Below are 18,401 nucleotides of genomic sequence, written 5' to 3'. Positions count from 1 at the left end.
GCGCGAACGTACCAATCACCCACGGTGGGCTCAGTCGTCGGGCAGGGCCGCGACCAGGTTGGCGAGCTGGACCCGGGAGTTCACCGACAGTTTGCGGAAGACGGCGGTCAGGTGCGTGTTCACGGTGTGCGGGGAGACGACCAGGGCGTCGGCGGCCGAGCGGTTGGTGTGGCCCTCGGCGATCAGGCGCGCGACCTTCTTCTCCGAGGCGGTGAGGGCCTGCCACCCCTGGACGGGGCGCTGCGCGGTCGCCGCCCTGCGGCTGCCGGCGCCCGCACCGTCCAGATCGTGCTGGAGGCGGGCCGCTGCCGCGTGGGCGCCCGCCTCGGTGAACGTGCTCCGGGCGCGGGTCAGGGCGGCCAGCGCCTGGGGCCTGCGGCCCGCCGCCAGGAGGGCGTGTCCGAGGTCGGCGTGGGCGGCGGCCCGCACCAGCGGGCGGGGGCACGCCCCGAGGATTTCCACGCAGTGTTCGAGCATGGCGGGATCGTTCTTCACGAGCCCGAGGGCCTGGGCCGCGATGCCCGTGGCGGTGGGCACGGCGGGATTGCGTTCGGCGTGGGCCTCGGCCTGTGCCGCCAGGTCCTCGGCGAGTTCGTGGTCCGCGCCGCGCAGGGCCATGCGTATCGCGCAGTCGACCCAGTCGCGCAGCAGCCGCCAGCGCATGAAGGAACCTTCCTGCTGGACCTGGCGGATCCTCTCGACGGCAAGCCCGGTGTCCCCGTCGGCCTGCGCGTGGACGGCCTCCAGGAAGCGCACCGCGGCCGTGTTGCCCTGGTTCGGTTTGACCGCCAGCCTCTCCCGGGCTGCGACCAGGTGCTCTCGTGCCGCTTCCCGGTCGCCGCGCAGCAGGGCGATCCGGGAGCGGATCACGCGGGCGTTCACCTGCTGGACGGGTGCCTGCACGTCGTCCTCCAGGCGCTCCATGGTGGCGAAGTCGGCGTCGGCGTCATCGAGCCGGCCGAGCCCCAGGTCGTGCTGGCCCTGGGCCCACAGCATCATCGCCTGACGGATCGGCCCGGTGTCGTCCGCGGCCTGCAGGAGCAGTCGTCGCCCGGCCGCGAAGTCGTCCATGTGCAGGTGCGCGACGATCTCCTCGGGCAGGAAGGCGGAGTCGATGGCGCTGAGCGCGGTGAAGCGCTCCAGCGCGACCGCGTTCTCGCCCGCGTTCTGCGCGATCTCGCCGAGCCCGGACAGGGCCAGGACGTGCGCCTCCCGGTCACCGATCGCGGTGGCGGCGCGCAGCGCGGCCTCGCCGGCCTCGCGCGCCGCGACGAGGTCGTGGCCCCGGGACAGGGCCAGCGCGCGCAGCGCGGACAGTCTCGCCCCGACCTCCGGGTCGGCGCCCCCGATCCCGAGGGCCGACTCGGTCCGGCGGCGCAGCTCCTCGGCCAGGTCCAGGTTCCACAGTGCCCCGCCGAGGGCGGCCTGCAGCCGGCCGACCACCGCCAGCGGCGGCCGGCAGGCCAGCAGCCGGTCGCCGGTCGACAGCGCTTCCCGGTTGCGGCCGGCCCGGGTCAGGAAGAGGATCGCCTGCTCGCCCGCGTCGAAGCTCAGCGGCCGTGCGGAGGGGACCAGTTCCAGGGCGCGCGTCATGAGGTCGGCCGCCAGGCCCGGGGTGACGGTCAGCACGTCCTCGGCGGCCCGGCGCAGCAGCGCCACGCACTCCTCGTCCCCGGGCAGGGCGCCCCTGAGGATGTGCGGCACCGCGTCGACCGGTCGGCGGCCCGCGGCGACGAGGTGGCCGGCGGCCTCCCGGTGCAGGGCCTTGCGGGCCGACGGCGGGATGTCGACGTAGACGGCCTGGCGCAGCAGGTCGTGGCGGAAGACCAGGTCGTCGCCGTCGTCGTCCAGGAGTCCGGCGTGCATCGCCTCCTCCAGCGCCGGGATCAGCGTGGCGGGCGGTCGGCCGTACAGCGCGGCTGCCTCGTGGAAGCCGAACCTGCGTCCCAGCACGGCTCCCATCTGCAGGAAGCGCAGGGTGTCGGGCTGCAGGGACTTGAGCCTGCCGCGCACACCCACCACGAGCGTGGGGGGCACCGGATCGCCCGGGGCCTCGGCGGTGCCCAGTCCGGCGAGCATCTCGACCGCGAGGAACGGGTTCCCTCCGGCCCCGTCGAGCAGGTCCCGGACCCGCTCGACGGCGGCCGTGCCCAGGGTGTCGTCGGCCAGTTGGCCGATGGCGGCGCCGGACAGCGGCCCCAGGCGCACGGTGATCGTCGGGAGCTCGTCGGCCGCGGCCGCGACGATCTCCTCCGTCGGCCCGGCGGGATCCGGTCGTGCGGCCAGCAGCCACAGGACCGGCGAGGTCCGCAGGCGTGCGGGGAGCTGTTTCAGGGCGAACCGGCTCAGCGGGTCGGCCCACTGCACGTCGTCCAGGGCGATCAGCACCGGCGTACGGCCGGCTCTGGCTTCGATCGCCTCCGCGAGGCGCTCCACCAGCCAGATCCGCTGGTCCTGGTTGCGGGCGAGAGCGGCGAAGGCGTCGCCGGACAGCAGTGGCCGGTCGCCGTGCAGGATGCTGGCCGCCAGTGACGACAGCGGCACGATGTGGTGCAGCTCGTCGGCCTTGCCGAGGCCGGCGGAGAATCCCGCCGTCCTGGCCCGGGAGACGGCCTCGGTGAGCAGGGTGGTCTTGCCGATGCCCGGTTCGCCCTGGAGCAGGGCCAGGGCGCCGCTGCCGGTGCGGGCCACCGAGGTGATCAGCGCCTGGAGTTCTTCGAGTTCGGCTTCCCGGCCTCGCAGACCGCTACGGGTCAGCGGTTCGCCCGACCCCGCCACGTCTGCCCCTTCCTGTCCGTGCTCGCCCGCCGAAGCCGGGTTCGGCGCGTGCCGATCGGTGACCCCGTGCCCGGGCGCCGCCTGCCGGTGCCGGAAGGTCCCGTCGCCGGGTGGGTCGGCGAGCGCGTCGGACAGTGGATCGACGGTGAGCGTACGGCCTCCGTCGGTGGGGAAACGCACGGGGGCGGGGGCGAAGTCCCGCGGGGCGCGGTTCCCCGTAGGAACACCGTGCGGGTCCGCCCCGCCGCAGGTCAAGCCGCTCCCGTCCCCGAGTGCTTCGGCTCAGTGGGCGGTGGCCCGGACGGCCTCCTCGATCAACCGGACGACGGGCTGCGGGTGGGCGAGCATCACCAGGTGCGAGGAGTCGACCTCGACGGTGGTCATCCCGGCCCGCCAGTAGCCGTAACGCTGCACCCCGGGGTTGACGGCGTGGTCGGCGGTGGCGACCAGACCCCACGCGGGCTTGGTCCGCCACGCGGCCTTCGGCGCCTTCTCGGCGAAGGCCTGCGCGGCCAGCGGGCGCTGGGAGACGGCCATGGCGGCCGTCAGGCGGGGGTCGACGTCGGCGGCGAGGACGGACGGGAACCGGTCGATCTCGACCGACACGTCGGTGCCGGGAGTGGGGGAGCCCTCGATCGGGAACGGCGTGCGGACCAGCGCGGTGGCGAGGTCGCAGTCCGGGAAGCGGCCCTGCAGGTCGTCCAGGCTCTCGCCCTGCGCCAGGGCGTAGCCGGCCAGGTAGACCAGCGCTGTGACGTTGTCCTCCACGCCGGCGACGGTGATGACGGCACCGCCGTAGGAGTGTCCGACCAGGACGACCGGTCCGGGGATCGCGCGGACGATCGAGGCGAGGTAGGCGGAGTCGCCGAGCAGGCTGCGGTTGGGCACCGCCGGGGCCACCACGTCCAGGCTGCGGGCGATCAGTTCGGGGATGACGAGGGCGAAGCCGGAGGCGTCGGCGAAGGCGCCGTGGACCAGCACGACGGTGGGGCTGCCGGAACGGGACAAGGCACAACTCCCTGCTGATGTCGTCGGGGCCGTGGTGACCGGCTGATGCGGGACGCAGGCCCGGACAGCAGACTAGGGGTGGCCGGTTCAGGCGCCTTGTCTGCCGGCGCACCGCCTTCCTGACACTTCCAGGCAAGTGGCGATGCGCTGGAGGACAACAGGCGGCGAGGCGCCCGCCCTAGCGTGGCGACATCCCGTGCCGCGCATCTGCCGCGCCAGTCACTCCGGACGTAAGGAACGACACCATGCCGTACATCACCGTGGGCCAGGAGAACTCCACCTCCATCGACCTCTACTACGAGGACCACGGCACCGGGCAGCCGGTCGTCCTCATCCACGGCTTCCCGCTCGACGGCCACTCCTGGGAGCGGCAGAGCGCCGTGCTGCTCGACGCCGGCTACCGCGTGATCACCTACGACCGCCGCGGCTTCGGCCAGTCCAGCCAGCCGACGACCGGCTACGACTACGACACCTTCGCGGCCGACCTGAACACCGTGCTGGAGACCCTCGACCTGCGGGACGCCGTCCTGGTCGGCTTCTCCATGGGCACCGGGGAGGTCGCCCGGTACGTGTCCACCTACGGCTCCGCCCGGGTCTCCAAGGTCGCCTTCCTGGCCTCGCTGGAGCCCTACCTGCTCAAGACCGACGACAACCCCGGCGGGGTCGCCCCGAAGGAGTTCTTCGACGGCGTCGTCGCGGCCGTCAAGGCGGACCGCTACGCGTACTACACCGACTTCTACAAGGACTTCTACAACCTCGACGAGAACCTCGGCACCAGGATCAGCGAGGAGGCCGTGCGCAACAGCTGGAACGTCGCGGCGGGCGGCGGCTTCTTCGCCGCCGCGGCCGCGCCGTCGACCTGGTACACCGACTTCCGGGCCGACATCCCGGCCATCGACGTGCCGGCCCTGATCCTGCACGGCACCGGCGACCGGATCCTGCCCGTCGACGGGACCGCGCGGCCGTTCCACAAGGCGCTGCCGTCCGCCGACTACGTGGAGATCGAGGGCGCCCCGCACGGCCTGCTGTGGACGCACGCGGAGGAGGTCAACACGGCGCTCCTGGCCTTCCTGGGGAAGTGACCCCCACCGCAGGCCCGCCGGCCGGGCCTGCGGACCGAGGCCGCCGTCGGGACCACCCGGGAACGGGGATCCCGGCGGCGCCCGCGCGCGGTCGCGTCCTGCCGCGTTGAACCCGCCGGTTCCGAGCGCCCGTCACCTCGACTGAGGGGGCTGCCCGGTGGACGGGCGGCCCCGGTCCGTACCGACCGAGGAGTGCTCGTGAAGAAGATCAAGACGGCGGTGGCCGCCGCCGTTCTCGCCGGTGTCGCGCTGACGGCGGCGCCCGCCGACGCGGTGGCGGAGCCGATGCACTGCACCAGCCCCATCTGGGGCGGCGAGTACCTCTGCGGCGCCGAGTACGGCCAGCCCGGGATCGCGGAGTACGCCTACCGGGACGGCCGCCGGCAGGCGTTCGTGATCGGCACCGACCACGCCGTGTGGACGCGTTCGAGCAGCGCGTCGGGCAAGAAGGGCGCCTGGTCGTCCCTGGGCGGCTACCTGGTCGGCGGGGTCGGCATCGTGGCCTCCGACATGGGCGCCGGCCAGTTCGAGGTCGGCGCGAGGGGCACGGACGGCGGCCTGTGGTCCCGGGTCCACACCACGGACGGCAGCTGGAGCGCCTGGCGCCGGATCGCCTGACACACCACCGGCCGGGCCGGGCGGGCGCGCAACCCCGCGCCCGCCCGGCCCGGTTCGTCCCGCCCCGGGCCCCCGCACGCCCACAGTTTTGCTCGCCCGGGCAAGTTCTTGCTCGGGTGAGCAAACTGCCGTACAGTCCTGCTCAGGCAAGCAAGAGCTTGCTCACATGGGCAAGGAGGCGTGGGGATGGGCCGGACGTTCACCGAGTCGGGGCGCCGGGCGCAAATCGTGCAGGCCGCCATCGAAGTGGTCGCCGAACTGGGCTACGCGAAGGCCTCGTTCAGCCGGATCGCGAAGCAGGCCGGACTGAGCAGCACCGGGATGATCTCGTACCACTTCGCCGGCAAGGACGACCTGATGCACGAGGTCGTCGCCGAGGTGACCCGGGTGACCGCCGGGTTCATGGCGCCCAGGGTCGCCGCCGCCGAAGGCGCACGGGCCCGGCTGCGCACGTTCATCGAGTCCAACGTCGAACTGCTCACGGTCTGCCCCCAGCACCTCAAGGCGCTGATCGAGGTGCTGCCCAACCTCGGCGGCGACGACCCGACCAACGTGGGCTACCAGGCCTCGATGCAGCAGGTGATGGAGAGCCAGGAACAGGCCGTCCGCGCAGCCCAGGAAGCAGGCGAGTTCCGGGAGTTCGACCCCCGGCTGATGCTCGTCGCGCTGCGCGGGGCGATCGACGCCGTGGTGATGCGCTGGGTGGGCGATCCGACCTTCGACGCCGCCGCGGCCGGCCGCGAACTGGCGGACACCTTCGACCGGGCCACCCGCGCCGAACCGTAGCGGCAACACCCGGACCAGCAGGCCACACACGACAGGGGAGAGGCAGTCATGGGAGGGGCGAGTGTGATGGGGGAGATCGTGAACAAGCCGGCCGGACAGGAAACCCAGCAGGAGACCGGCCCGCAGGCCGCCGCGTCCGGGCCCGCGGCCGGACCGAGCACGCAGCAGAAGTCCCGCGCCGCCAAGCGCGCGCTGGCCAAGTCGCTGGTCCTCGAACTGGCGCTGCCGCTCGGCGGTTTCTACCTGCTGACCGGCATGGGACTCAGCCAGTGGGCCGCACTCCTGATCAGCAGCCTGCTGCTGGTGCCGTGGCTGGTGCTCGGAATGGTGCGCAGCCGCCGGATCGAGGTGATGCCGGTCTTCACCCTGCTGATGATCGTCGTCGGCGCGCTGATGTCGATGGTCAGCGGCAGCCCCCGGGTACTGCTGGTGCGCGACAGCTGGGTGTTCGGCGTCCTCGGGATCTGGGTGCTGGGCACCCTGGCCACGCAGCGCCCGTTCATGCTGACCGCGGCACGGTCGATCGTCGCCGCCAAGATCGGCGAGGCGGGCGCCGAGGAGTGGGTGGGCCGCTGGCACCACGACGCGACCTTCCGCCGCCACCTGCGCACCCTCACCGCCGTCTGGGGCCTCGGATTCGCCGTGGACGCCGGGATCCGGGTGGTCCTGGCCTCCACCCTCCCGGTGGACCTGGTGCCGCTGGTGAACTCCCTGCAGTGGCTGGCGGTCCTGGGCGGGCTGTTCGGCTTCCACTTCTGGTACGTCACCCGCCACGGCCTGAAGGTCTGAAGCCCCGACCCCGCGGCCGCCCGCCCCGCCAGGCCGCCGACCGGACTGCTCGCCAGTCCGGTCGGCGGCCGTCGCGCATCAGCCCGCGCCCGCCCCGCCCCCGCCGTCCTCAGCCGACGGCACGCTCCACCAGGGCCGCGATGCGCGCCTCCACCTCCGCCGTGACCTCGACCAGCGCGAAGTAGGCCGGCCACATCGGGCCCTCGTCCAGCTGCGCCTGGTCGCTGAAACCCAGCGTGGCGTAGCGGGACTTGAACTTCTCGGCGCTCTGGAAGAAGCAGACGACCTTGCCGTCCAGGGCGTAGGCGGGCATCCCGTACCAGAGCTTGGGGTCGAGGGCGGGGGCGGCGGCGGTGACGACGGCGTGCACGCGCTCGGCCAGGACGCGGTCGCCGTCCTGCATCTCGGCGATCTTCGCGAGGACGTCCCGCTCCGCCTCGGCCGCCTTCTCGGCCTTGGAGGTCCTGCGCGCGGCCTTCTTCAGCTCCTGCGCGTGGTCCTTCATCGCGGCCCGCTCGTCGGCGGAGAAGCCCTCGTGCTTGATGCCCGCGTCGCTGCTCATGGTCACCCCTGTTGTCGTGAGTCACGGTCGGCGGTCGTGCCCGGTCGGGCCCGACCGCCGTGATCACATCCTCCCTGTCCGGGGGGCGGGCTGCTGCCGTATCGACCACGGAGAGCGCCGCGCAGACGGGCCCCGGCGGGCGCCTGAGGGATCCTCAGGCGCCCGCCGGAGCCTGGTCGGGCAGGGAGGTGTCCGGTCTCACCGCCCGGTGGTACGGCTTGGTCAGCCGTTGCTCCAGGTGGCGCCGGCGCCGTTCTGGTTCGCGACGAAGTAGCACCCGGGATCAGTCGGGCGGAGCAGACCCGCAGCCCCCCGGCAGGAGCCACCACGGCGCAGTGTCCCTCCCGCGGGCCGGCGGTCCCGAACCGCGGGTCGTGCTCAGGCGCCGAAGACGGCGGCGGGGTCGCCGGTGAGCCAGGTGTTGTCGATGCGCATCCGCCGGATGAGCCAGCGGCCGCCGTCGCGCACCAGGTCGACGGTGTAGGGGTTCTTGAGCAGGGCGTGGGTGCCCGAGCCGTCGGTGAGCAGGTGCTGGGCCTCGACCAGCGCGGTGAGGCGGGCGGTGTTCCCGTCGATGCCGATGCGCGGGTTGGTGACCTGGTGGGTGGTGTCCACCCGGCCGGTGAACATGGCCAGGATGGTGTCGACGATGGTGTCCCGGCCGGTCATCAGGGGCGGTTCGGCGCCCCAGCGGACGGCGGCCGGGCGGAAGTCCAGCTCCGCGTCGGCGGTGAAGGCCGAGGCGAAGAGCTCGCGGTCCTTCAGGTCCTGGCCGAGGGCGAACCGGTGGAGGGCGTCGGTGATCTCGGCGCGGTCGCGCAGTTCGGCGACGACGGCGGCGGTGTCGCCGGGCTGCGCGGCCAGGGCCTGCAGGGGGTGGGTGGTCATGGAGTGGGTGGTCATGATGTCCTCCGCGGGGTGGGGGAGTTCGGGGCCGACGCCGTCCACTCTGCCGCCGTGATCGTTGGCGAACAACGGCCGTCTGCGCAATGATCGTGAACTCGGGCTTAACGACGGGGTGGCGTGTGATCGAGCGGTACGAGGCGGAGTCGTTCCTGACGCTGGCGGAGGAGCTGCACTTCGGGCGCACCGCGGAGAGGCTGCGGGTGTCCACCGCGCGGGTGAGCCAGACGATCCGCAAGCTGGAGCGGCGGGTGGGGGCGGCGCTGTTCGAGCGCACCAGCCGCCGCGTCGAACTCACGCCGCTCGGGCGCAGGTTGGCGGACGAGCTGGGGCCGGCCTGGGAGGCGGTCGGTGCGGCGCTGCAGGGGGCCGTCGAGGCCGGGCGGGGCCTGTCCGGCAGTCTGCGGGTCGCCTATGCCGGTGCCGCCGCCGGTCAACTCCTCGTCGGGGTGGCCGAGTTGTTCCGGGAGCGGGCGCCGGGCTGCGAGGTGCTGCTGCGGGAGGCGCGGATGACGGAGACGGTGCGCTGGCTGCGCGAGGACGAGGCCGACCTGTGCCTGGTGCCCCTGCCGGTGCCCGGCCCCGGCATCGCCTGCGGCCCGGTCCTGGTCCGCGAGGCCCGGATGCTCGCCGTCCCCGCCGGCCACCTCCTCGACCGCCCGGACGGCGCCTCGGCCGCGGACCTGGCGGCAGTGCCAGTGGTGCGACTGCCGGACGGCGCCCCCGTGGAACCACAGCAGGAGGCCCCGGCACCCGGCCCGGCCGCCGAGACCGTCGCGGAGGCGCTCACCCTCGTCGCCGCCGGGCAGGGCGTCCTGCCCGTCGGCGCCCACACCCGGCGCTACTACCCGCGCCCCGATGTCGCCTACGTCCCCCTCCACGGCGCGCCACCGCTCGAATGGGCCCTGATCCGGCGGGACGGCGACCCCGCCGCCCGGGTCCGCGCCTTCACCGAGGCCGCAGCCGACCTGGTCGCCGACGGGCGCTGAGAAACAGGGCCCCGCCCGTTACCGCGCCGGCAGGTCGTCCGGCCACTCGATCCCGTCGGTGCAACACCCTTGGGGTTCCCGGCCGTTCAGGAACGCCGAACGCGCGGAGCGGCCGCCCCGGGCGGCCCCGTACGGCCCCCGGGCCGTTGCCCGGTGGCGCGTGGCCTGCCGGCCGTGTCGTGGGTCTGGACAGCGGTGCCGGGGTTCGGACAATGTCACCTTCATGACCCTCCCGCTTCCTCCGTATCCTTCCGGTGCCGCGCGCGCCGCGCTCTTCGAGGCGGTCGCCGAGGTCGGTGCCGAGGCCGTGGCCCTGCTCGCCGGCTGCCATGGCGACACCCCGATACCCGGCGCGGACTGGACGGTGGCGGAAGCCGCCGCCCACCTGGCGATGGCGAACGAGCTGATGGCCGCGCTGGCCGCCGGTGAGGAGCGGCCGTACGGCGACGGCACGCCGGGGTCGCTGGCCGCGGCGAACGCGGTCTCGCTGGCCGAGCGGCCTGGGCGGGACCTTGCCGTCCTGGCGGCGGAGATCGCTTGGTGGGCGCGGGAGTTCACGGTGGCGGCCGCCTCACGGGCGGGTAACGAGCCGGTGGTGACCCCGATGGGCCCGATGGACGTGGACACCCTCGGGGCCTACCTGCTGACCCACATGCTGGGCCATCTCTACGACATCGCCGTCGCCCTGGGGCGCCCGCACCCGGTGGACCGCCACCGGGTGGCCCTGGCGATGCCGTTCCTGCGGACGGCGATGCCGCGGGTGGCGGACGCGCGCACCGCGGCCGGCCACAGCGCCTGCTACCGGCTGCGGGTGCGCGGCCTGGACACCTTCACGGTGACGTTCACCGACGGCGCCGCCGTGGTGAGCCGGGAGTCGCCGCGCCGCCCGGACTGCACGATCCTCACCACGCCGGTGGCGTTCCTCCTCATCGCCCTGGGCCGGCGCAGCGCCACCCGCGCCCTGACCCGGGGCGAGGTACTGGCCTGGGGCCGCCGCCCGTGGCTGGCCCTGGGCTTCCCCTCGCTCTTCACAGCCCCCTGATCCCGCCCCGGCGGGAAAACCCGGCCGGCGCGGTCGTCCTCGGCCTCGCCGCCGCCCTGCTGCCGCGCACCGCCCCCACCCGGCGCCCGGCCCTGGACGGGATCGGCATCCTCGCCGTCCCCGGCTCACTGGCCCTGGCCCTCGTCCCCCTGATCCTGGGCCGGAGCGCGGGCCGGCCGATATGGGCCTGGGTGATGCTCCCCGCGCCGGCCTTCCCCTGCCGACGGTCCAGGTCTACGGCGAGGACGTCCTCAACGCCAAACCACACCCGGAGCCCTACCTACCGGCCGCAGCCCGCCTCGGGATAGAACCCGCACAATGTGTCGTGGTCGAGGACGCCCCGGCCGGCATCACGGCAGCCAAGGCAGCAGGCTGCACGGTCATCGGAATCACCACCACCCACGAGGCCACCCAATTGCTCCACGCGGACGCCCACGCGTCCTCCCTGACAGACCTGAAGCGCCACCTCCTCCCACTCCTGCAAGAAGACCCAGGCCACCCGCACCAGTCAGCTGGTCTTTCCTCTCGTCGCGGCCCTCGGGTGCCGTCCCGTGCTCACCCACGTCATCGCCCGGGCCTCCACCGGAAGCTGGGTGGCCCGCGCACAACGCCTGCGTCAGGCCCGGCAGGAGGCGGCGGCGTCGATCGGCTGGCATGAACCGGAGGAACCGCGCACAGGTGTGTAGACGGCGGTCGGCGGAATGATCAATCCGGGACGGAGCATCGGGCTGACGGTCCACCGTGCGTGCTAGAACCTTCGACGGCAGTGAACGCTCACCCGCGTCCACCGCCGTCAGCACCGTGCATCCATCGGCAACTCCTCCACCGAAGGAGAACCATGTCCGTCGCACGAACCACACGAACCACACGAACCGCACGAACCGTCCGATCCGCCCTGCTCGCGGCCCTCGCCGCGCTGGCGCTGCTGCTCTCCGGCGCGGCCGCCACCACGCCCGCCTCCGCCGCCACGACCACCACGACCGCGACCACCGGTCTGGACGGCGTGTGGGCCTGTGACGTCCCGGCCGGCTATGTCTACGACCAGGTGTCCATGAACCGCAGTTGCAGCGGCGGCGGCACCTGGAACTCGCCGCAGTTCCACCTGCGCACGCCCGTCGACGGGCTGACCGCGTGTATCAGCACGCCGGCCTTCGTCTACGACTCCATCTCCTGGGGCTACGCGTGCAGCCAGCAGTCCGGCGTGATCTCCAACGCCTACCACCTGCGCACCCCGTACGACGGCCTCACCGCCTGCGTGGGCACCCCCGCCTTCACCTATGACTTCGTCGGCCGCAGCACCTCCTGCAACCTGTCGTACGGAAGCGGCATCCCCTCCACCACCTTCCACCTCCGCACGCCGGTCAACGGCATGTGGGCGTGCGACGTCCCCCGCGGCTGGACCTACAGCGCCACCACCTCGAACCTGGACTGCGCCAGCATCCAGGGTGTGCCGACCACCAAGTTCCTCCTGGTCGGCTGAGTCCGAGCAGAACCCGTGGAACAGGCGGGCGACCCGGCGACGGCCGGGTCGCCCACCCCGCCTCGCCCTGCCCCGCCCTGCCCCGCCCTGCTCAGACAGTCCTACCGGCAGGGCAAGGTGTCCTGGGTCATCATCCCGGTCTACCTGCCGACGCCGAGATCGAGGCCTCCTCCTTCCACACGATCCGGCGGGTCCTGCGCGCCCTCGCCGCGCACGACGCCCGGGTGGTCGGCCGGATCACCGAACTGCGCGCCCACCGCTCGCAGGGCACCGCGCACACCACCGCGGCCAAGCCCGCCGAGGGCGAGGCCGCCGAGGCCCCGGTTGAGTCGCCGATCGAGTGGCTGCGGATCAACGCGAAGCAGCACGCGGCGCGGATCCTCCAGACCGTCAAACTTCGCGCGTTCAACCCGCGCGCGGTCGAGTGGCAGCGGATGCACGCCGTCGCGGCGGGCGTTCCACCACCAGCACGGCCCTCTGGCGATCCCCGACACCGCGAAGCTCGACGACTACGCGGTAGGCGCGTGGATGCGCCGCCAGCGCAAGGCCGACAACCTCACCAACGGCCAGGCCGCGAAGCTGGACGCGCTGGACTGTGGCGCCTGGAGCCGGACTGGAACCGCTCCTACATCCACACCACCCTCGACAGGCGCAGTGAGGCGGATGAGGACGTGACGTCGCCGCCGCCGAAGAGGAGGCGGCCGAACGCGCTCGTCCCGCCGATATTCCGTTGGTGACGCTCCGTCGGGTCGGTACGGTCGCGGGCATGGCAATCCCGATCGTGTTCGACATGGAGACCGGCGACCCCGACGACGTCTTCACCCTGTGTGCCCTCGCGACCCATCCGTGGGCACGCCTGGTGGCCGTGACGGTCATGCCCGGATCGGATGAGCAGGTCGGCATCGTCAAGTACCTCCTCGGGCGCCTCGGGGTGAGCGCGCCGGTCGGCGCGTACCGGCCCGGCGCCGACGTGAAGCCGGTGTCGGGCTTCCACCGCCGATGGCTTGGCAGAGTTCCGGCTCGCGAACCCGACGCCGAGGCCTGGCAGCTGCTGCGGGACGCCTTCGCCGGCGGGGACGCGACGCTGCTCACGGGGGCGCCGCTGAAGAATCCCGGCGTGCTCCTGGAGCGGGAACCGGACGTGCGCATCGCCCGCTGGGTCGCGCAGGGCGGCTTCGCCGGCGACTGCGTCGTCCCGCCCGAACACCGTCTCCCCAAGTTCGAGGGACGCGAGACCTGCCCGACGTTCAACTTCAACGGCGCTCCGGACGCCGCGTTGAAGCTGCTGGAATCGCCCCACGTCGGTGAGCGGGTGCTGGTCTCGAAGAACGTCTGCCACGGCGTCGTCTACGACGGCGCGATGCACGCCGCCCTGTCGGCGCGGCGGCTCACACCCGGGATGGCGCTCGTGCGGGAGGGCATGGCGGTCTACCTGGCCAAGCGCCGCGCCGGCAAGGCCTTCCACGACCCGCTCGCGGCGGCCGTGGCGCTCGACGAATCCGTCTGCGCGTTCCGCGAGGTCGAGGTGTACCGCGAGCGCGGCGCCTGGGGAGCGCGTCCGGCGGCCGGCACCCGGACGCGGATCTCGGTCTCGGTCGACCACGCGCGATTCCTGGACGTCCTCACGGCTACCGGGTGACAGCCATCGCTCCGAGCGAGCTTGAAGGAGCCCCCCCGGTGCACGCGCACCGGGGCGAGCCGCCCGGCGGAGGACCCGGAAGCGGCGCTCGACTCCCTGCACGGGTGCTCCGGCCCGGCGACGACGACCGCAGCCCGTACATCACCGGCCCGTCCTGGCCCGACGGCGACGGAGACCCCGACAACCCGCCCTTCTGACAGGCCGACCACGCCCGTGCGCCGACCCGCCGATCCGGGCCTCGTTCCCCGGGTACGGAGATGGGGGCGGCGCGTTTTTCGGGACTGCCGATCGGGCCGGGCGGTTGGGGCCGCCTCCCGGGGGTGCGCGGAGGCATCCAGTGGAGCCGCCCGTGGCTGGGGCGGCTCCGCCTGATGTCGGGCTCAGGTGAGCAGTTCGACGCAGTCGTAGGCGAAACCGGGGCTGAGGAATTGCGAGCCGCTGCTGCCGGAGACGACGGTGATGGTGAGCGTGTTGGTGCCAGGCCGGAGGGCGGAGGCGGGGACGGTGAAGGCGTAGGTGTGGTTGTTGCCGCGGTAGGAGCCGACCGTGAGCGAGCGGGTGCTCGGTTCGGGGTGGGGTTGGAGGACGGGTGAGGTCCAGTCGTTGAGCCGGATCCGGGGGCGGGCGTTGAGGTAGGCGGTGGTGATGCCGACGTTGAGGGTGCGCGGGTGGTCGGCCTGCTCTGCTGTCAGGTCGAAGGTGACCCTCCGGCCGTCGTTGACGTCCCGCCACTGGTAGGCGGGGAAGTCGGCGTCCCTGGACCGGCCCACGGCGAAGTCGCCGGTCCACGGCTCGGCGCGCACGTCCGAGGGGTGTGCGTGGGTGACCAGGTCGGCATTGCGGAAGCCGGCCGGGGTGCCGTCCCAGCTGCCGATGCGCCAGATCGCCGGAGCCTGGTCCGGGTCGTCGGCGGGGGTGAGGGTGATGGTGTGCAGGGCGGTGGTGCTTCCGGGCCGGACGGTCACGGCGCCGGTGCGGACGGCGAGTTCGCCCTGGTAGATCGTCCAGGTGTAGGCGCCGGGCAGCATCCGGCGGGCGGCGTACGCGCCGGTGCCCGGATCGGCGGTCGCCCAGTACTGCGCGTCGGCGTTGGCGAACCCGACGGTGTAGGCGAGGGCCGGGTTGCGGCCCGAAATGCCCACCCCGGCCACGGCTCCGCGGCCGCTGTCGCCGACCCAGCCGGCCAGGCCGAGCCCGTCCACCCAGGAGGTGTCGATGCGGTCGTGCCACAGCTCTGATGAGGGTGCGCCGCCGTCGGTGAAGGCGAGCACGTACGGCCCCTGGAGGCCGAAGCGCATCGGCTCGGTCTGGTTCTCGCCGTAGTAGAGGATCTCGTACAGGCCCGCGCCGGTGTCGTAGGAGTGGCGCATCAGGGAACGGTAGAACGGTCCGCCGGATGCCTTCTCGTGGTTGCTGCGCACCATCCACAGGCCGACGCCGGGCTTGCTCCAGCCCACATACCGGTAGTCGATGACCCGTTGGTTGGAGTAGTGCTTGGACCGGGTGGTGCCGTCGGGTCGGCGGCGCACGTCCTGGGCCTCGATGAGGACGTCCTGGGTGGCGTCCCAGGAGTCGGGGTTGTGATTGGGGAAGAGGCCGGGGCGGACGCGCACGATGTAGCGGGTGACGGTGATCGAGTCGTCCGCCTTGTCGGTCCACAGGTAGACGTTGTTCTCGCCCTGGCGTGCGGCGTAGTAGTGGCGCAGGGTGCCGTGGACGACGCTGACCAGGATGGTCCGGCCGTGCCGGGCGATGCTCACCGTGGACGGGCCGAGGCCGGATTCGACCTGGGAGTTCTGCCCGTTGTAGCCCTGGTACTCGGTGCCCTGGTAGACCAGGGAGGTCAGGTCGCCGGTGCTCCTGCTGACCCGGAAGACCAGATCGGCGCCGGTGTGCACGGTGTACTCGCGGCCGTCGTCGGTGTAGCCGAACGTGCCGCTCGCCGTGGTGGCGGCCTGTGCGCCGGACAGGCCGGCGCCGGTGCCGGCCGCCGCCCCACCCAGGGCGATGCTCGCCGCTCCGGCCCGGACCAGGAACCGGCGGCGGCTCTGACGATGCGTGCTCATGCTGCGATGCTTCCTCTTCGCTCGACGGATGTCACAGGTTCGGGTAGGTGGGGAAGCTACAGGTGGGCACTGCACCGCTGCCAGTGGGCAGGGCGGTGACGGTGACGCCGCTGCCGCTGGGGGGGTGAGGTTGCTGTTCCAGGTCCGGAACCGCAGCCGTCCTCGCCCTCACGACCCCACGGGTCGGACCACCGCTGACCCTGTGCCGGCGGGTGTTACCGGCGATCGTTGTGCTGGGGAAACTGGTCTTCGAAGTCGCCGGCGGCGATGGCCTGGTAGTCGGCGGCCCATGCGGAGGTGAGAACGCGGGCGACGCCGTCGGCCAGGCCGGCATCGGTCCGTCCGCGCCGGTGACATCGCAACGGACCTTCCGCCGGGTCACAGGCGGGATCTATGGTGATCGTCCGGTCACCTGGAAGAAGGGCTCACCATGGCACGCACGATCGCCGACGCGTTCCTCTTCGACTCCACGTGGGGCGATGGCGGTCCGACGCCGAAGGGCCCGGCGTTCGACTTCCCTCCTCAGCATCCCCTCGACTGGGCGCAGCTGAACAAGATCCTCCGGGACAACCTCGACGGCGAGCTGAGCATCATCGTGGACGCCAAGGGCAACCTGCGCCTTCGATGACCTCCGGCCACCGAGCAAGCGTGGCCCAGAACCCGTCCGCCCACACGGCATGCGCGGCCTGACGCTCGGCCTCCTCCAATCGCGCCTCAGGGGGCGCTCGGCCTAGGGTCTTGGTCGTGACCCTTCCCCGGACCGGGATGGACCGCGAAGGGCGAAGTCACGCCGGCCGTCCCGTTGGGCAGCGAACTGACGGTCACGGCGGCCCGCGAGGTCAACGCGGTCTTCGACGAGGCGAAGATGTCCCTCCACCACAGCGGCCAGATCCACGTCTACGTCGGCCCCCGCTACCGGCGGAACCGCCTGCCCGCCGTGCACGGCAAGCCCTTGGACGACCCGGCCGGCGGACACGTCGCCTCCATCTGCTTCGGTCTCGCGGGGCTCCCGCTGCTGGAGCGGGCGCCCGAAGTGACCACGGTCAAACGCCGACTACCAGGTCCCGGCCCCAGGCCAGGGCACCTCCAGGCTCAACGTCGCCCTCTTCACCGGCACCGACGAGCAGAAGATGCGCGACCGATACGAGTTCCTCCAGCAAGTCCCGCTGTTCTACTTCGAGCGGGAAGGGATGGACCACCGCCTGTACTTCGGCATGCGATGCGGCTTCTTCGACGGACCGGTCCAAGGCCCCCCGGGCGTCACGGTGATCGGAGGGTGGGGCCCCGGGACGAACGCCGCCCAGGAAGTCCCGATGGTCTCCCTCTGGGTAGGCTCGGACTCGGCAGTGCCCGTGAGCTGACCTCCGACGGCCGGGTATCGACTCGGAGCTCATGCTCGGTTGCCCGGGCCGCCCGAGCCGGCGCGCCTTCCGCCGCGTCGTTGAGATCCGTCAAGTGGCTGACTGTCTTGGGCAGGGTCTTGGGCCGGGTACACGTGCGGGTGACATTCCGGGCTCGGGCCGGCTGAGGCATCGGGCGCACCGGTACGGTCCCCGAATGGCCAGGACCTTGCGGTTGGCGGTGGCGCAGAGCACGGTGCCGGAGAATCCGGGGAGCGGACGGCGATCCGGGCGGCGGGTGAGGAGGTCCGGGCGCTGATGCGCCAGGCCGCCGGGGCGGGGACGCGGCTGGTGCAGTTTCCGGAGGGCGCTCTCGTCCACCCGGACAAGCGGGTGGTGGCGACAGGGCCCGACGGGACCAGGGTGCCGGCGGACTGGGCCGGCGCGGCGTGGGGTGTCCTGCGCGAGGAGGCGGAGCGGATCGCCGCCTTGGCGGGCGAGCTGGGTCTGTGGAAGTGATGACGCCATCTGATGGCGTGTCGTCCCTCCCGGGTCCATGGCGCCGGGACCCGGAGGCTGACCACCTCGCCGACGCCGGGCTCAGGAGGGCCTCACGTTCCACTCCCGGGTGTCGGCGGCGCGGGACTTCGCCGGCAGCCTGCTGGAGACCTCTCAGCGGCTGAAGGACGCGGACCGCCCGGAGCGGATCTGGGCGAAGGCGGTCGCCGGCACCGACCGCCGGGCCGCGTTCGCCGACTTCAAGGCCCACACCGGCGAGGACGGCGAGGAGTGCGGCATCCTCTCCAACGCCCGCCTCCTGTCGGAGGGCATCGATGTCCGAGCGGTGGACGCCGCATGGTCCCCGGCCTGCGGCACTCCCGTGGTCCAGCCCGTTGGCGTGTGACGGCCGTTCAGTTGGTCAGGCGTTCCAGGAGCGCGGGATGGTCGGCGAGGGCCTGGTGAAGATTCTTCTGGCGCTGGGGGGCGTACTGGCCGGGGTTGGCGGCCTCCCAGTCGATCGGGCCGAACGGGGGCTCGGGGTCGTACTCGACGAACAGCTGGACCTTGCGGGCGATGTCCTGGCCGGCGAGCTCGCCGACGAGGTGGAGTGCCAGGTCGATGCCGGCCGACACCCCTGCGGCGGTGATGACGTTCCCGTCCCGGACCCAGCGCTCGGCCACCGGGATCGCCCCGAACTTGGCCGGCAGGCTGCGGTAGTTCCAGTGAGCAATTGCCAACCTGAACGTGCAGGTCACGGGGCTGGTGTGGGCCGGAGGCGGGGTGCTCGGGCTGGTCGGGGACGTGATTGCTAGCAGGAG

At 72.7% G+C, this 18,401-nt stretch carries 20 protein-coding genes and 1 pseudogene; 14 read left to right on the top strand and 7 right to left on the bottom strand.

Annotated features, from left to right (window positions below; genetic code table 11):
* Positions 1-30: 30 nt before the first annotated feature.
* Positions 31-2,778 carry an ATP-binding protein gene (locus tag OP86_RS20595; RefSeq protein ID WP_033332713.1) on the bottom strand — a complete coding sequence of 916 codons (2,748 nt, stop codon included), beginning with the start codon at positions 2,776-2,778 and terminating at the stop codon, positions 31-33.
* Positions 2,779-3,060: 282 nt separating this feature from the next.
* On the bottom strand, positions 3,061-3,786 hold the full coding sequence (locus tag OP86_RS20590; RefSeq protein ID WP_030058901.1) for an alpha/beta fold hydrolase: 726 nt from the start codon (positions 3,784-3,786) through the stop codon (positions 3,061-3,063).
* A 245-nt stretch (positions 3,787-4,031) separates the two neighbouring features.
* On the opposite strand from OP86_RS20590, the gene OP86_RS20585 reads away from it, so the two are divergent.
* The 4 genes from OP86_RS20585 to OP86_RS20570 all read left to right on the top strand — a co-directional run bounded on the left by OP86_RS20585 (position 4,032) and on the right by OP86_RS20570 (position 7,061).
* On the top strand, positions 4,032-4,868 hold the full coding sequence (locus tag OP86_RS20585; RefSeq protein ID WP_030058902.1) for an alpha/beta fold hydrolase: 837 nt from the start codon (positions 4,032-4,034) through the stop codon (positions 4,866-4,868).
* Between the two features lie 198 nt (positions 4,869-5,066).
* The gene (locus OP86_RS20580; RefSeq protein WP_051830337.1) at positions 5,067-5,486 is read left to right on the top strand and encodes a DUF8189 domain-containing protein; all 420 of its coding nucleotides are present in this window, start codon (positions 5,067-5,069) and stop codon (positions 5,484-5,486) included.
* A 186-nt stretch (positions 5,487-5,672) separates the two neighbouring features.
* Positions 5,673-6,272 (top strand): TetR/AcrR family transcriptional regulator, encoded by a 600-nt coding sequence (locus OP86_RS20575; RefSeq protein ID WP_051830336.1) that lies wholly within the window; start codon positions 5,673-5,675, stop codon positions 6,270-6,272.
* Between the two features lie 66 nt (positions 6,273-6,338).
* Entirely contained in the window at positions 6,339-7,061 is a 723-nt protein-coding gene (locus OP86_RS20570; RefSeq protein ID WP_051830335.1) for a VC0807 family protein, read from the top strand.
* 109 nt (positions 7,062-7,170) lie between these two features.
* Here the strand turns inward: OP86_RS20570 and OP86_RS20565 are convergent, their stop codons facing one another.
* Positions 7,171-7,623, bottom strand: a complete 453-nt coding sequence (locus OP86_RS20565; protein ID WP_030058907.1) for an iron chaperone — start codon at positions 7,621-7,623, stop codon at positions 7,171-7,173.
* 378 nt (positions 7,624-8,001) lie between these two features.
* A complete protein-coding gene (locus OP86_RS20560; protein WP_245231810.1) occupies positions 8,002-8,526 on the bottom strand; it encodes a nuclear transport factor 2 family protein in 525 nt (174 codons plus the stop codon).
* A gap of 122 nt (positions 8,527-8,648) precedes the next feature.
* Between OP86_RS20560 and OP86_RS20555 the strand changes: the two genes are divergently transcribed.
* The 4 genes from OP86_RS20555 (at position 8,649) to OP86_RS20535 (ending at position 12,037) form a co-directional block, all read left to right on the top strand.
* Positions 8,649-9,515 carry a LysR family transcriptional regulator gene (locus OP86_RS20555; protein WP_033332712.1) on the top strand — a complete coding sequence of 289 codons (867 nt, stop codon included), beginning with the start codon at positions 8,649-8,651 and terminating at the stop codon, positions 9,513-9,515.
* Between the two features lie 223 nt (positions 9,516-9,738).
* Positions 9,739-10,557, top strand: a complete 819-nt coding sequence (locus OP86_RS20550; protein ID WP_030058912.1) for a maleylpyruvate isomerase family mycothiol-dependent enzyme — start codon at positions 9,739-9,741, stop codon at positions 10,555-10,557.
* Positions 10,558-10,738: 181 nt separating this feature from the next.
* Positions 10,739-11,215: an HAD family hydrolase gene (locus OP86_RS34985; protein ID WP_078653628.1), complete on the top strand. Its 477-nt coding sequence runs from the start codon at positions 10,739-10,741 to the stop codon at positions 11,213-11,215.
* A 180-nt stretch (positions 11,216-11,395) separates the two neighbouring features.
* Complete coding sequence (locus OP86_RS20535; protein ID WP_030058916.1) at positions 11,396-12,037, top strand: hypothetical protein; 642 nt, start codon at positions 11,396-11,398, stop codon at positions 12,035-12,037.
* A gap of 140 nt (positions 12,038-12,177) precedes the next feature.
* On the opposite strand, the gene OP86_RS36740 is transcribed toward OP86_RS20535, so the two are convergent.
* Positions 12,178-12,531 (bottom strand): hypothetical protein, encoded by a 354-nt coding sequence (locus OP86_RS36740; protein ID WP_157849794.1) that lies wholly within the window; start codon positions 12,529-12,531, stop codon positions 12,178-12,180.
* Between OP86_RS36740 and OP86_RS39210 the strand changes: the two genes are divergently transcribed.
* Both OP86_RS39210 and OP86_RS20525 read left to right on the top strand, forming a co-directional pair.
* Complete coding sequence (locus OP86_RS39210) at positions 12,515-12,712, top strand: helicase associated domain-containing protein (RefSeq protein ID WP_425337763.1); 198 nt, start codon at positions 12,515-12,517, stop codon at positions 12,710-12,712. The genes OP86_RS36740 and OP86_RS39210 overlap by 17 nt on opposite strands.
* A gap of 91 nt (positions 12,713-12,803) precedes the next feature.
* The gene (locus OP86_RS20525) at positions 12,804-13,676 is read left to right on the top strand and encodes a nucleoside hydrolase (RefSeq protein WP_209440357.1); all 873 of its coding nucleotides are present in this window, start codon (positions 12,804-12,806) and stop codon (positions 13,674-13,676) included.
* A gap of 380 nt (positions 13,677-14,056) precedes the next feature.
* Here OP86_RS20525 and OP86_RS20520 read toward each other — a convergent pair whose 3' ends face one another.
* The gene (locus tag OP86_RS20520; RefSeq protein WP_030058920.1) at positions 14,057-15,742 is read right to left on the bottom strand and encodes a rhamnogalacturonan lyase B N-terminal domain-containing protein; all 1,686 of its coding nucleotides are present in this window, start codon (positions 15,740-15,742) and stop codon (positions 14,057-14,059) included.
* Positions 15,743-16,172: 430 nt separating this feature from the next.
* On the opposite strand from OP86_RS20520, the gene OP86_RS20515 reads away from it, so the two are divergent.
* The 4 genes from OP86_RS20515 to OP86_RS20500 all read left to right on the top strand — a co-directional run bounded on the left by OP86_RS20515 (position 16,173) and on the right by OP86_RS20500 (position 17,986).
* Positions 16,173-16,370: a hypothetical protein gene (locus OP86_RS20515; RefSeq protein WP_030058921.1), complete on the top strand. Its 198-nt coding sequence runs from the start codon at positions 16,173-16,175 to the stop codon at positions 16,368-16,370.
* 502 nt (positions 16,371-16,872) lie between these two features.
* Entirely contained in the window at positions 16,873-17,103 is a 231-nt protein-coding gene (locus OP86_RS20510; protein ID WP_030058922.1) for a hypothetical protein, read from the top strand.
* Positions 17,104-17,433: 330 nt separating this feature from the next.
* Positions 17,434-17,601 carry a hypothetical protein gene (locus OP86_RS20505; RefSeq protein WP_157849793.1) on the top strand — a complete coding sequence of 56 codons (168 nt, stop codon included), beginning with the start codon at positions 17,434-17,436 and terminating at the stop codon, positions 17,599-17,601.
* A gap of 109 nt (positions 17,602-17,710) precedes the next feature.
* A complete protein-coding gene (locus OP86_RS20500) occupies positions 17,711-17,986 on the top strand; it encodes a hypothetical protein (RefSeq protein ID WP_030058924.1) in 276 nt (91 codons plus the stop codon).
* Between the two features lie 7 nt (positions 17,987-17,993).
* Here the strand turns inward: OP86_RS20500 and OP86_RS37515 are convergent.
* Positions 17,994-18,401: pseudogene (locus tag OP86_RS37515) on the bottom strand (hypothetical protein); the annotation flags it as partial.

Source organism: Streptomyces novaecaesareae, assembly GCF_000716875.1.
In the GTDB taxonomy this organism is placed as follows: domain Bacteria; phylum Actinomycetota; class Actinomycetes; order Streptomycetales; family Streptomycetaceae; genus Kitasatospora; species Kitasatospora novaecaesareae.
Note: the sequence above shows the minus strand (reverse complement) of the source record. Positions and strands in the feature narration are given on the sequence as shown.